The sequence below is a fragment of the Intrasporangium sp. genome (assembly GCF_030452765.1).
In the GTDB taxonomy this organism is placed as follows: Bacteria; Actinomycetota; Actinomycetes; order Actinomycetales; family Dermatophilaceae; genus Intrasporangium_A.
The window spans coordinates 1-12,749 of sequence record NZ_JAKDLO010000136.1 but is presented as its reverse complement, the minus strand read 5'-3'; the positions used below and the strand labels follow the sequence as shown (position 1 = coordinate 12,749).

At 68.8% G+C, this 12,749-nt stretch carries 9 protein-coding genes; 6 read left to right on the top strand and 3 right to left on the bottom strand.

Translation table 11 applies throughout. The features are described 5' to 3' along the window. Positions 1-440: 440 nt before the first annotated feature. Positions 441-1,340, bottom strand: a complete 900-nt coding sequence (locus L0H79_RS15780) for an SIS domain-containing protein (RefSeq protein WP_301485586.1) — start codon at positions 1,338-1,340, stop codon at positions 441-443. 142 nt (positions 1,341-1,482) lie between these two features. On the opposite strand from L0H79_RS15780, the gene L0H79_RS15775 reads away from it, so the two are divergent. From L0H79_RS15775 to L0H79_RS15755, 5 genes are all read left to right on the top strand, one after another. Next, the gene (locus L0H79_RS15775; RefSeq protein WP_301485585.1) at positions 1,483-2,286 is read left to right on the top strand and encodes a DeoR/GlpR family DNA-binding transcription regulator; all 804 of its coding nucleotides are present in this window, start codon (positions 1,483-1,485) and stop codon (positions 2,284-2,286) included. 144 nt (positions 2,287-2,430) lie between these two features. Next, a complete protein-coding gene (locus L0H79_RS15770; RefSeq protein WP_301485584.1) occupies positions 2,431-3,699 on the top strand; it encodes an extracellular solute-binding protein in 1,269 nt (422 codons plus the stop codon). A 5-nt stretch (positions 3,700-3,704) separates the two neighbouring features. Beyond that, positions 3,705-4,661 carry a carbohydrate ABC transporter permease gene (locus L0H79_RS15765; RefSeq protein ID WP_301485583.1) on the top strand — a complete coding sequence of 319 codons (957 nt, stop codon included), beginning with the start codon at positions 3,705-3,707 and terminating at the stop codon, positions 4,659-4,661. Further along, a complete protein-coding gene (locus L0H79_RS15760; RefSeq protein ID WP_301485582.1) occupies positions 4,658-5,563 on the top strand; it encodes a carbohydrate ABC transporter permease in 906 nt (301 codons plus the stop codon). The genes L0H79_RS15765 and L0H79_RS15760 overlap by 4 nt, the downstream gene beginning before the upstream one ends. A gap of 122 nt (positions 5,564-5,685) precedes the next feature. Continuing rightward, on the top strand, positions 5,686-9,828 hold the full coding sequence (locus L0H79_RS15755; protein ID WP_301485581.1) for an AAA domain-containing protein: 4,143 nt from the start codon (positions 5,686-5,688) through the stop codon (positions 9,826-9,828). A gap of 478 nt (positions 9,829-10,306) precedes the next feature. Here L0H79_RS15755 and L0H79_RS15750 read toward each other — a convergent pair whose 3' ends face one another. Further along, on the bottom strand, positions 10,307-10,918 hold the full coding sequence (locus L0H79_RS15750; protein WP_301485580.1) for a DinB family protein: 612 nt from the start codon (positions 10,916-10,918) through the stop codon (positions 10,307-10,309). A 148-nt stretch (positions 10,919-11,066) separates the two neighbouring features. Continuing rightward, entirely contained in the window at positions 11,067-11,654 is a 588-nt protein-coding gene (locus tag L0H79_RS15745) for a DinB family protein (RefSeq protein ID WP_301485579.1), read from the bottom strand. 62 nt (positions 11,655-11,716) lie between these two features. On the opposite strand from L0H79_RS15745, the gene L0H79_RS15740 reads away from it, so the two are divergent. Then, entirely contained in the window at positions 11,717-12,673 is a 957-nt protein-coding gene (locus L0H79_RS15740) for a YafY family protein (RefSeq protein ID WP_301485578.1), read from the top strand. Positions 12,674-12,749: the final 76 nt, after the last annotated feature.

The window sequence follows — 12,749 nt, the reverse complement described above, 5'->3', positions numbered from 1 at the left end:
GATTCCGGCGGGGTACGTGCCGGTGTCCAGGACGGCGCGCACGGTCAGGACATCAAAAACTTTGGTTATTCCGACGCAAGGCGTTACGCGACGGGTCAAGGCCAGGCGGGCGCCGCATTTCGACCAAACCGCGTTGTCGCACTGGCGCACTCTCGATCCCCAGTTGTGCACTCTCGATCTCGAGAAGTGCACTCTCGATCTGAAGTTGTGCACTCTCGACCAAGCGAAGTGCACTCTCGATCCCCAGTTGTGCACTCTCGACCATGCGAAGTGCACTCTCGATCCCCAGTTGTGCACCCTCGACCAAGCGAAGTGCACTCTCGACCAAGCGAAGTGCACTCTCGATCTCGAGAAGTGCACTCTCGATCTGAAGTTGTGCACTCTCGATCTGAAGTTGTGCACTCTCGATGTGATGGGGGTCGCGATTGGGTCGCGATCGATCAGGTCAGGACGATGCTGCGCGTCAGGTTGCGCGGGGCGTCGGGGTCGAGCCCGGCGCGCTCGGCCTTGACGAGGCAGAGCCGGTGCACGCGCACCAGTTCGGCCAGGGCATCGACGTCGCGATGCTCGAAGTGCGCCCCGGTCGCCGCCACCTGCTCGGGCAGACCCGTCGGGACGTCGCCGAAGGCCCACACGGCGCGACCGGGCGCGGCGATGCTGATCGGCCCGTGGCGGTACTCCATCGCGGGGTAGGACTCGGACCAGAACTGCGCCGACTCGCGCAGCTTGAGGGCCGCCTCGGTGGCGAGCCCGTTGGTCCAGTCGGTACCGAGGAAGGTCACCTGCTCGGCGTCGGCGACCGCCCCCAACGCGGTCTCGACGTCCTGGGCGAGGATCTCGCGGGCCTGCTCGATCGCGGGGGAGAGGTCGTCGCCGAGCGAGGCGCGCAGCAGCGCAAGAGTGGTCGTCGCGAAGCGCGTCTGCACGACGGACTGCTCGTCGACGTCATCCATCAGCACGAGCCCGTCGGCTGCCTCGGCGATCGGGGTGCCGGCGGTGGCGACGAATGCGACGGTCGGGGTGCCGGCGGCCGTGAGTCGGTCGAGCACCTCGATGACCTCGGTCGTCGTGCCGGAGCGGCTGATGAGCACCACCCGGTCGTAGCCTCGGGCCAGTCGGTGCTCCGAGGCGGCGAAGGCGTCGGTCTCACCGAGGCCGAGCGACTCGCGGCGTGCTGCATACGCCTGGCCCATGAACCACGACGTGCCGCAGCCGATGGTCGCCACCCTCTCCCCGGTCTGCGGCAGCACCTCGCCGAGGTCGACCACCCGGTCCACTGCGCGGGCCCAGTCGTCCGGCTGGGTCGAGATTTCGGGAGCGAGATGGCGGGCGGTCGACATGAGCGGTCCTCACTGGTTGTCTGAAGTTGACGCGTGCTCGGCAGTTGATGAGTGGCCAATGGTGAGTGTCTATGACTGATTATCAGTGTAAGTGAGCAAAGATAGACATGTCTACCGCACGTTCGCGCGATACAGTCGCTTCGTGACCGAGAACTCCCACGAGGCTGCGCACAACCGAGCAGGACGCTGGTCGGCAATGCTCGACCGGCTGGCCACCTCCGGGCGGCTCGGCGTGAGCGAGGCAGCGGATCTGCTCGGCGTGAGCGAGGCGACGATCCGCCGCGACTTCGGCGAGCTCGCGAAGCGGCAGCTGGTCACGCGCCATCACGGAGGGATCGTCGCGACGTCGGTCGCCTACGAGCTGCCCTACCGCTACCGGAGCAGCCAGGCAGACGCGGCCCGGCGCCGGATCGCCGCGGCCGCGGCCGGGCTGATCAGCGCCGGCCAGGTGGTGGGGCTCAACGGCGGGACGACGACGACCGCGACGGCCCGGGCGATCACCGCTCGTGAGGACCTGGCCGGCCAAGGGCAGCTCACGATCGTGACGAACGCACTCAACATCGCGAGCGAGGCAGTGTTGCGTCCGCACGTCCAGTGCGTCTCCCTCGGCGGGGTCGCGCGCCCGGAGTCCTATGAGCTGACCGGACCGCTGGCTCAGCTCGTGCTCGAGCAGCTCTGGCTCGACACCGCGGTCGTCGGCCTCAACGGGCTGACCGCGGCCGAGGGTGCCACGTGCCGGCTCGAGGACGAGGCGGCCATCATCCGCCTGATGATCGCCCGGTCCCGGACGGTCATCTGCGTGGCAACCGGGGACAAGCTCGGGCAGCGCACCTTCGCCTCGATCTGCCCGGCAGACCGGATCGACCACCTGGTCACGACCGCGGACGCGCCGGCCGACGAGCTCGCCGCCCTGCGCACGGCCGGGATCACGATCCATACCGTGTGACCGCATGAGCGTTGCGCGATTGTGATCGGGTCAGCGTTCTTCCGTGCATGAATGGTCTTGCCATCGGCTTGTCGGCGTCATATCTTGAAGAGCGGCACGGATGGGGGGCTCCCGTGCCGTCCTGACGAAGCAGCAAGGAGAGAGATGAAGTCAACGACGAGGTACACAGTCCTCGCCGGCGTGGCCGCGGCAGCGCTCGCGCTCGGCGCCTGCGGGGGCGGCACCGGGGCCGGCAGCGCCGGTGGCAACGGCGGCACCGGGGGCGCGCAGGCCACGACGATCAAGCTCGTCGCGGCCGAGTACTCCAAGGACCACACGAAGGCCTTCTGGGACTCGTTCGCCAAGACCTACAAGGAGAAGACGGGCTACACGCTCGACGTCCAGATCGTCAGCTGGGACAACATCGACCAGCAGAGCTCGACGATGATCCAGAACAACCAGGCCCCGGACATCCTCAACCTCAACGCCTACGCGAGCTACGCCAAGGACGGGCTGCTCTACGACTCGGACCAGGTGCTGTCCGACGCGGCCAAGAGCGACATCCTCGACACGTTCGTCAAGTACGGCACGTACGAGGGCAAGTTCTACGGCTTCCCCGACCTGTCCAGTGCCCGTGCGTTCTTCTACAACAAGACCCTCTTCAAGCAGGCCGGCATCAACCAGCCGCCCAAGACGTGGGACGAGCTCGAGGCCGACGCCAAGAAGCTCACGGCGCTGGGCAACGGAACGGTCGGCTACGCCCTTCCGCTCGGGCCCGAGGAGGCCCAGGGCGAGTTCTCCATGTGGATGTTCAACAACGGGGGGACGTGGAAGGACCAGGGCAAGTGGACGATCAACTCGCCGCAGAACGTCGCGACGCTGACCTTCCTCAAGAAGCTGACCGACGAGAAACTGACCCAGCACAACCCGGCCCGCACCAACCGTGCTGATGCCTTCGACCTGTTCAAGTCGGGCAAGGCCGGCATGGTCGTCGGGTTCAGCCCGCTCGCGGCAGCCCTGGACCAGGACAAGAAGGTCGACTACGGCGTCGCACCCTTCCCTTCGAACGACGGCTCAGCGAGCAAGACCCTGGGGGTGACCGACTACCTCATGGCCTTCAAGAAGCCAGGTGACAGCAACCTCAAGGCGCTCAAGGCGTTCTACGACCTGTACTACCAGCCCGACCAGGTCAACACGTTCATCAAGGCCGAGGGCTTCCTTCCGGTGACCAAGACGGGCATCGAGGCGTTCAAGAGCGACGAGAAGCTCAAGGTCTACCTCGACACCCTGCCGAACGCGCAGCTCACCCCGACCGACGACCCGACGTGGGACAAGGTCAAGCTCGCCGTCCAGCAGAACCTCGGCTCGGCGATGACGAGCGACCCGAAGGCGGTGCTCGACAAGCTGCAGCAGACCGCCGAGAACGGCGGCTGACGCGGATGGCGCAGGGCACCATCAACACCGGGACCGCAGCCAGCCCCGCGGTCCCGGTGCGCCGCCGGGCACAGGTGGGGCGGGTCCACCCGCTCGTCGCGCTGCTCTGGCTCGCGCCGGCGCTCGTCCTGATCCTCGGCGTCGTCCTCTTCCCGGCGATCAAGCTCTTCCAGGCATCCCGCGGGGAGTACTCGATCACCGGGCTGCGCACCGGCGACGCCGGATGGGGCAACTACAGCAAGGTCCTCGAGCACCCTGACCTCCCGACGGTCCTGACGAACACCGTGATCTGGGTCGTCGCCGTCGTCGCCTTCACGATCCTCATCAGCCTCGGGATCGCCCAGTTCCTCTCCAAGGAGTTCCCGGGGCGCAGACTCGTCCGCTGGGCCGTCATCGTCCCCTGGGCGGCGAGCCTCATCGTGACGAGCCAACTGTTCGTCCTGCTTTACGACTACAACTACGGGATCATCAACCACGTCCTGCAGAGGCTGCACGTCATCAGCACGCCGATCGACTTCCTCGGCAACGACTCGTGGACGATGTTCTCGATGGTCGTGGTCGGCATCTTCGTCTCCCTGCCGTTCACGGTCTTCGTCATCATCGCGGGGCTGGGCTCGATCCCGACCGACGTCATGGAAGCATCCCGGGTCGACGGGGCGGGACCGTGGCAGCGGTACCGGTTCATCACCCTGCCTCTGCTCCGCCCGGCGCTCATGATCGCGACGGTGCTCAACGTCATCTACGTCTTCAACAGCTTCCCGATCATCTACACGCTCAACGACCGCAACCCCGGCTTCACCCATGACACCACGATCACCTTCATGTACAAGCTCGCCTTCAAGAGCCAGGAGAAGGACGTCGGCATGTCCGCCGCCGCCGGGATCTTCAACGTCGTGCTCATCCTGATCGTCGTGGCGATCTACCTGAAGATCATCAATGCCCGAGCGGAGGCCACCAAGTGACCGTCACCACCGCCGAGACCTCTGCTGCGCGGCCGGGCCGGGCGGGAGCGGGAGCGAGCTCGACGGCAGCCGCGAAGAAGCCCGGCCGCGCCCGCCGGGTCTGGCTCGCGGTCGCCGGCGCCGCCCTCGCGTTCGTCTTCCTCGCGCCCTACATCGTGATGGTGCTCGACTCGCTCCGTACGAGCACCGACGTCAAGACCACCCCACCCTCGATCCTGCCGCGGGTCTGGCAGTGGGACACCTATGCGCAGGTCCTCGGCGACGAGCGTTTCCTCGCGTGGCTCAGGACGTCGGTGATCATCTCGCTCGGGTCGACGGCACTCGTCGTCGTCATCGCGATCCCGGCCGCCTACATGACGTCCCGGCATCGGTTCCCCGGGCGGGGCGCGTTCCTGCTCCTGGTCCTCGTCACGCAGATGTTCGCGCCGACCTCGCTCGTCGTCGGGCTCTACCGCCAGTTCTTCGAGCTCAACCTGGTCAACACGTACGCGGCACTCATCCTGACGAACGCAGCGTTCAACCTGGCCTTCGCGATCTGGATCCTGCACGGCTTCTTCTCCTCGATCCCGCTCGAGGTCGAGGAGGCCGCCGCGCTCGACGGGGCGTCCAGGTGGCAGACGTTGCGCCGCGTCATGCTGCCGCTCACTCTGCCCGGGCTCGTCACGGCGACGATCTTCACGTTCATCGCCGCGTGGAACGAGTATGTCGTCGCGCTGACGCTCATGATCGACGACGACAAGAAGCCGCTCACCGTCGGGTTCCGGTCGTACGTCACCGGCTACGAGCAGCACTGGGACCAGCTCTTCGCAGCCTCGGTCATCGCGGTCGTGCCGGTCGTCATCCTCTTTGCGGTCATCGAGAAGCACCTCGTCGGCGGCCTGACCGCCGGCAGCGTCAAGTAGCAGTACGCCGCTGAGCGCCCCGCCGCGCCCCGCGCGGTTTCCGCACGGTCCCCGAGAAGGCGCTGAGCGGCATACCGGTCAACCTCCGCGGCGGGCGGCGGAGCGCTTGTTAACCTGCAGCAATGACTGACGCCCCGTCGGCCGGCACGGCCACCGTCTCGAGGGCCTCGGTCGACCCCCGCGCCGAGCGCGTGGCGGCCGCCGTCAAGCTGTGGCAGCGCACGCTCGTCGACCTCGGTGGACGCAACACCCTGCTGTGGTACCGCGACCTCGCCGCCGGCACGATGGACCTCACGACGGCCCACCCCGGTGGTGTCTCGATGCTCCTGGCCGGCAAGCAGACCCGCCTGAGCGACCTGTTCAGGGAGTCGAGCGCGCTCGAGGACGCACGGCACCGGGCCAGGGCGATCCGGGCCAAGACGCTCGAGCTGCAGGAGGAGCGCGGCATCGTGGCCGGCTTCGTCGCCATCGGGATGGCCACGTGGACCGTGCCTCGGGCGGCGCGACCCCCGGCCGCACCGGTCCTGCTGCGCACCTGCGTGCTGCGGCCGACCGGGGTCGCGCAGCAGGACTTCGCGATCGTGCTCGGCCCCGAGGCCGAGCTCAACCCCGTCCTGCGCGAGTACCTGCGCTCCGAGCAGGGGATCGAGATCGACGCCGAGGCGCTTGCCGACCTCGCGGAGGTCGGCAACACGTTCGACCCCTACCCGTCGTATGCCGCCCTCACCCATGCGTGCGCCGCCGTCCCGGACTTCGGCATCGCGCCGCGGCTCGTCATCGGCACCTTCTCCTACGCCAAGCTGCCCATGGTCGCCGACCTCGCCCTGCAGGGTGAGACCCTGGCCGACCATGACGTCGTCGCGGCCTTGGCCGGGGACGAGTCGGCCCTGGCCGCGGTCCGGTTGCGGGTCCCGGAGAGCGACCCCGACCCAGACCCGGAGCGCGAGCACCTGGTCCTCGACGCCGACTCGTCCCAGCAGGCCGCGATCGATGCGGTCCGGGCCGGGGCCCATCTCGTCATCAAGGGGCCGCCCGGCACCGGCAAGTCGCAGACGATCGCCAACCTCGTCGCCGCGCTCGCGGCCGAGGGCAAGTCCGTGCTCTTCGTGGCCGAGAAGCGCGCCGCCATCGACGCGGTCGTCTCCCGGCTCGAGCGCCTCGGCCTGGGCGAGCTCGTCCTGGACGCACACGACGGCACGACGAACCGGCGCGCGATCGCCAAGGCTCTGGTGGCGAGCCTCGACGCCGCGCTCGAGCATCGGCCTCCGACGAGCGACCCCACGGCTGATGCGCTGCGCGACCGCCGCTCACGGCTGGTCCGGCACCTGAAGGCGCTGCACCGCACCCGTGACCCCTGGGGTGTGTCGGCGCACGAGGTCCAGGAGGCGATGACCGAGCTGGCCACCCGCCGCCCGGCGCCGACCTCGCACGTGCGGCTGACCGGGCCGGACATCCTCGGCCTGACCCGCACGCGGGCGGTCGAGCTCGGTCGGCGGCTGCGCGACGCCGCCGGTCTCGGTGCGTGGACACCGGACGGCGACGACCCGTGGTTCGGCGCTCGCATCCTGACGAGCAGCGACGCTGCGCGGGCCCTCGACATCACGACCCGGCTCAGCGCCACCGAGCTCGCCGAGACCGCCGACCAGCTGAACGCCATCCTCTCGGAGTCTCATGTACCCGAGGCCAACTCGTTCGCCGACTGGCAGTCGGCGTTCGGGACGATGACGCGAGTGCGGCATACCCTCGAGGTGTTCCGGCCACAGGTGTTCGACGTGCCGCTCACCGAGCCGATCGCAGCGACGGCCACTCGCCAGTGGCGCCTCGAGCACGACACCCAGATGGGATGGCTGGCCCGCTGGCGCGTGGCCCGCCAGACCAAACGGCTGCTGCGTCCCGGGCGCCCACCGGCCAACCTGCACGAGGAGCTCGTCGCCGCGAACGAGCAGCGTGACCACTGGGCTGCTCTGGTCGGAGGCGGCGGCCGTCCGGAGATCTCGCCCCGTCTCGACGAGGGGACCGAGCTGCTCGAGCGAGTCGTCGCCGACCTCGACTGGCTGACGTCCCGACTCGCCCCCGGACTGGCCCGAGGTGGAGCCCCGGATGGGGCCCCGGCCGAGGTCGGGAGCCTCTCGGCCAGCAACGCCGCCTCGCCGGGAGAGCCGACGGATCTGCTGGGGATGCCGCTGGCCGACCTGCGCGAACGCCTGGCTGCCTTGGCTGCCCGCCCGGAGCGGCTGGCCGCACTGCCCAACGTCACGGGTGCGCTCGACGAGGTTCGTGCCGCTGGGCTCGGTGCCGTCATCGATGACCTCGCCGCCCGGGGGGTGGCTGCCGAGGGGGTCCCGGCGGAGGTCGAACACGTGTGGTGGGCCTCGCTTGCACAGGACATCACCGTCCGCGACCCCGACTACGGAGCGCATGACGGCGCCGGGCTGCGTCGCGCGGTCGACGAGTACGTCGCGGCCGACCACGCCCACCTCGCGGCCACCGTCGAGCGGGTCCGCAGTGCGGTCGCCCGCAACGTTCGGGAGGTGATCTCGGACAACCCGGCGCACGAGGCACTCGTGCGGGCCGAGGCCGGCCGATCACGCCGGCACAAGGCGTTGCGCGACCTCGTACCGCAGGCGGGCCGCACCCTGACCGCGATCAAGCCGTGCTGGGCGATGAGCCCGCTCGTCGTCGCCTCGACGCTCCCACCGGGTCGCCTGTTCGACGTCGTCATCTTCGACGAGGCGTCGCAGATCCAGCCTGCCCAGGCCGTGTCGGCGATCTCCCGAGGGCGACAGGTCGTCGTTGCCGGCGACGAGCGGCAGCTGCCCCCGACGAACTTCTTCACCGTCGTGTCCGACGACGAGCCCACCCCCGGCCAAGAGGTGCTCACCGACGGTTTCGAGTCGATCCTCGACGTCCTTGCGGCCGCGCTGCCGACCCGGCAGCTGACCTGGCACTACCGGTCTCGGGACGAGCGGCTCATCGCCTTCGCCAACGAGGCGATGTACGACGGCACTTTGACGACCTTCCCCGGCACGTCGCTCTCCTCCGCCGTCTGCTTCGAGCCGGTCGACGGGCAGGCGACGGTCCAGCACGGCGTCCAGTCCATCGAGACCACCCAGTCCGAGGTCGACCGGGTCGTCGAGCTCGTCCTCGAGCATGCCCGGACGCGGCCCGACGAGACGCTCGGCGTCATCGCGCTGGGGATCACCCACGCCCTGCGCCTCGAGGAGGCGGTGACGGCGGCCCTGCGTGACGAGCCCGATCTGGCGGCATTCTTCTCGGACGACCGGGACGAGCGCTTCTTCGTCAAGAACCTCGAACGCGTGCAGGGCGACGAGCGCGATGCGATCATCCTGTCGATCGGATATGGCAAGACGCCGCACGGCCGGGTCCTGCACCGGTTCGGGCCCCTGAACGTCGAGGGGGGCGAGCGGCGCCTCAATGTCGCGATGACCCGGGCCCGCCGACGGATGACGGTCGTGTCAGCGCTGCGCGCGGCCGACCTCGATCCGGCCCGGCTGAAGTCTCGGGGAACGAACATGCTGCGCGATTTCCTCGCCTATGCCGAGTCCGGCGGTGCGGTCGTCGGCGTAGCGGCCGGTGCAGCGGCCCCTGCCCCGGATCCGCTGCGGCACGACCTGGCCGAACGCCTGCGCCGGGCCGGTCTGACCGTGCACGAGAGCCTCGGCTCCGGTTCCCAGCGGATCGACCTCGCCGTCGAAGACCCCTATCACCGTGGTCGCGGCCTGCTCGCGGTGGAGAGCGACGGCCCGGCGTATGCCGCTCACCGCAGCACGCGCGAGCGCGACCGGCTCCGCGCCGAGCAGCTCGGCCGTCTCGGATGGCGCCACGTCCGGGTGTGGTCCACCGACCTCTTCCGCGACCCGGCCCGAGAGATCTCCCGGATCGTGTCGATGGCCAAGGACCAGCCGTTCGCGCCACGCTCGAGAGGCTCGCAGGGAGACCTCCCCCGGCTCGTCGACGGTGTCGGGGGAAACAGCCTCGTCGATGACAGGGCCCCAGACGGTGAGGACCCGGACGGTGAGGGCCACTCTCGGCCGGAGTCGGAGCCCACGGCAACCTCGGCGACGGCGGGCCGCAAGCGGCGCCGGGTATTCCGCAAGGGCACCGGCGCGGCGGCATCGATGAGCAAGGCCGAGGGGTACGGGCCGACCCAGGACGACCTCGACCTCGGGTGGGATGAGGGTCGAGACGACGGCACGGCGCGTGAGCAGTGGCTGAGAGAGCAGCGCCCGCCCCACTACGACTGACGCCCTTCCCATCCCCATCGACAGTGCACGTGTCTTCGTCGAGAGTGCAGTCCTCCCGTTCGAGCGTGCAGCTCTCCCGTTCGAGCGTGCAGCTCTCCCGTTCGAGCGTGCAGCTCTCCCTGCCCCAACCGTGGTGATGAGCCGCCCTCTGGGAAACATGGGAACAACATGGGGACAACCGACGTCTCCATGTGGAGAACCGATTGCCTGCGGTGGATGACACGCCGCGCTCCTGTGGACAGCAAACTTCTTGCCGAACCCCCTTGCGCGCCAACCGATTGCGAGGTACAAATAGTCCACGCACTTCCTCCGGGAAGAGCGGGACAACTCGGATGCGAGGGTCCAAATGGTGGGGCAACCCACCACACACGCCGGGTGACGAGGCGAGTGGGATCGGAACAACCGGGAAGTCGATCGGAAGCGTCACCACGACCGATCAAACAGAAGGGCCCTTGGAACTCATACTTCTGAGGGCCCTTCACCTCTCCCGGCTGGACTCGCCTGGCTGCCAGGGCTTGAGCCACGGTGTCTCGGGCCAGCCCTCGCGTCCGGCGAGGAGCTCGTACATCGTCGCGCCGTCGATCGACTCGCGGATGATGTCGGCGTGGCCGGCGTGGCGGGCAATCTCCTCGATGAGGTGCAGGACGACCCAGCGGACCGACCACGCGTCGAGGTCCTTGGGGAACCACGGGGCGTCTCGCGGCACGGGGACGGGTGCGTCGAGGTCGGCGGTGCGAAGGACCTCCCGCGTGTGGTCACCGATCTCGCCCAGCTGGGCGAGGAGGGACTCGAGTGTGTCGCCCTCCGTGACGATGAAGTCGCTGCCGTATGCCGCCGCGCGCTCCTGTGCGGGTCGGCTGTCCGGGGCGGGAGGATGGGGCGCGGCCAGGACCCGGTCCATCCAGCTTCGCTCGCAGGTCGCGACGTGCTTGATGACGCCGCCCATCGTCAGCGCGCCTGCCGTCGGTGCGAGCCGGACCTGGTCCTCGGTCAGACCGTACGACGCCGAGGCGAAGGCCTCGCGCTGCTGGTCGAGGTAGGCGATGAGGCCGTCGCGCTCGTCGGCAACGGGTGGGACTTGCGCTGGCATGCCTGTTCCTTAGGGTGCACTGTCGATCGGGATTGCTGCACTGTCGATTGGGATTGCTGCACTGTCGATTGGGATTGCCGCACTCTCGATCGGTTCCCGCGCACATCGAGAGTGCAGTTCTTGGGATCGAGAGTGCAGTTGCCTGCTTTCAGTCGTTGCCGTGGGCCCAGAGGTCGCGCAGCAGGGCGATCTCCGCGCCGTGGTGGATGACCTCGCGGTTGATGTGCAGCACGAGCACGCCACGCGCCGTGTCCTGCCATGGCCCCTCGGCCGGGCCGCACGGCTTGAGCAGGTCCGCATCCCTCCAGGTCCGCACCCCCGCGAGCCAAGCGGCATACGCCTCGTCGAGCTGTGTGAGGGCCCCTTGGGCGGTTCCGGAGTAGTCCCACGTCAGGTAGTCGGCCTCCGGACCACCGAAGTGGCTGTGCGTCCGGGCACCGAGCACTCCGACGATGACGTGCGCGAGACGCCAGGCGATCGTCGTGACGGGGGCCGGTCGTGGCTCGGGGTGGGCCCAGTCGATGGTGAACTCTCCCGAACCGCCTTGGAACTCAGTCGTGCCGGTGCCACCCCGTGGGTGTACGTTCCACGCGCCCGGGGTCGGCTCCCACAGGTACTCGTCGTCGGCGAGGCCCTCGAGCCGCGCGCGCAACTGGTGCGTCCAGTGCCAGTCGAGCTGCTCGACCATCAGGTCGCGAGTGGTTGTTGCTGGTGTCGTCTCCGTTGTCGTTGTCATGGAACGAGTGTGACACCCATATAGGACAGATACTGTCCGCACTGTCCGGGATACTGGATGACATGCCGACATCGACGATCGGGCCGACCGCACGGATCCTGCGGTTGCTCGACCTGCTCCAGTCTCGTCCCACGTGGAGCGGCACCGAGCTCGCTGAACGGCTCGGGGTGACGACCCGGAGTGTGCGTCGAGACGTCGAGCGGCTCCGCGAGCTCGGCTATCCGGTGCGTGCCGAGCATGGTGCCGGTGGCGGCTATCAGCTCGGGGTGGGCCGCCGGCTGCCGCCGTTGCTGCTCGACGACGAGGAGGCCATCGCCGTGGCGGTCTGCCTCCGGCTGGCAGCGGGAGGCACCGTCGAGGGCCTGGGCGAGGCAGCCGTGCGGACCCTGGCCAAGCTCGACCAGGTGCTGCCTGCCCGGCTCCGGTCGCAGGTCGAGGCGATCCATCGCTCGACGGTCACCTTGGACAGCCAGACCCCGAGCGTCGATGCGACAATCCTGCTCACGGTCGCCCGCGCCGTCCGGGAGACCGAGCGGATCTCCTTCTCCTACAGTGCTCCCCGGGGTCGGAGTGAGCGAAGAGTCGAGCCGTACCGCCTTGTCGCGACCGGTCGCCGGTGGTACCTGCTCGCCTACGACCTCGATCGGGAGGACTGGCGGACCTTCCGACTCGACCGAGTGAGTCTCGTACGGACCGGGGGATGGCGCTTCCGGCCGAGGGAGGCGCCGGATGCCGCCGAGTACGTCCGTCGGTCCATCACCCAGTCTGGCTACGAGCACATCGCGAAGGTTCGAATCACTGCGCCCAGACATGATGTGGAGCAGGTCATCCCGGCCTCGGTGGGGACTCTCACGGCCGACGGACGACGGCACACGATCCTCGAGGCAGGCGGCAACGACCTGCGCTGGATCGCCCTCCACCTGGGCGCGCTGCCGTGGGACATCAAGGTCCTCGACCCACCCGAACTCATCGAGGTGATGCGCGACACCGCCGCCCGGCTGGCCCGGGCCACCGCGTGACTGCACGCTCGATCGGGACTGCTGCACGCTCGATCGGGACTGCTGCACGCTCGATCGGGACTGCTGCACGCTCGAT

Bases quoted from the DNA above. Each gene is read 5' to 3' on its own strand.
- L0H79_RS15780 (WP_301485586.1), bottom strand. From the start codon at position 1,340: ATGTCGACCGCCCGCCATCTCGCTCCCGAAATCTCGACCCAGCCGGAC.
- L0H79_RS15770 (WP_301485584.1), top strand. From the start codon at position 2,431: ATGAAGTCAACGACGAGGTACACAGTCCTCGCCGGCGTGGCCGCGGCA.
- L0H79_RS15765 (WP_301485583.1), top strand. From the start codon at position 3,705: ATGGCGCAGGGCACCATCAACACCGGGACCGCAGCCAGCCCCGCGGTC.
- L0H79_RS15755 (WP_301485581.1), top strand. From the start codon at position 5,686: ATGACTGACGCCCCGTCGGCCGGCACGGCCACCGTCTCGAGGGCCTCG.
- L0H79_RS15750 (WP_301485580.1), bottom strand. From the start codon at position 10,918: ATGCCAGCGCAAGTCCCACCCGTTGCCGACGAGCGCGACGGCCTCATC.
- L0H79_RS15745 (WP_301485579.1), bottom strand. From the start codon at position 11,654: ATGACAACGACAACGGAGACGACACCAGCAACAACCACTCGCGACCTG.
- L0H79_RS15740 (WP_301485578.1), top strand. From the start codon at position 11,717: ATGCCGACATCGACGATCGGGCCGACCGCACGGATCCTGCGGTTGCTC.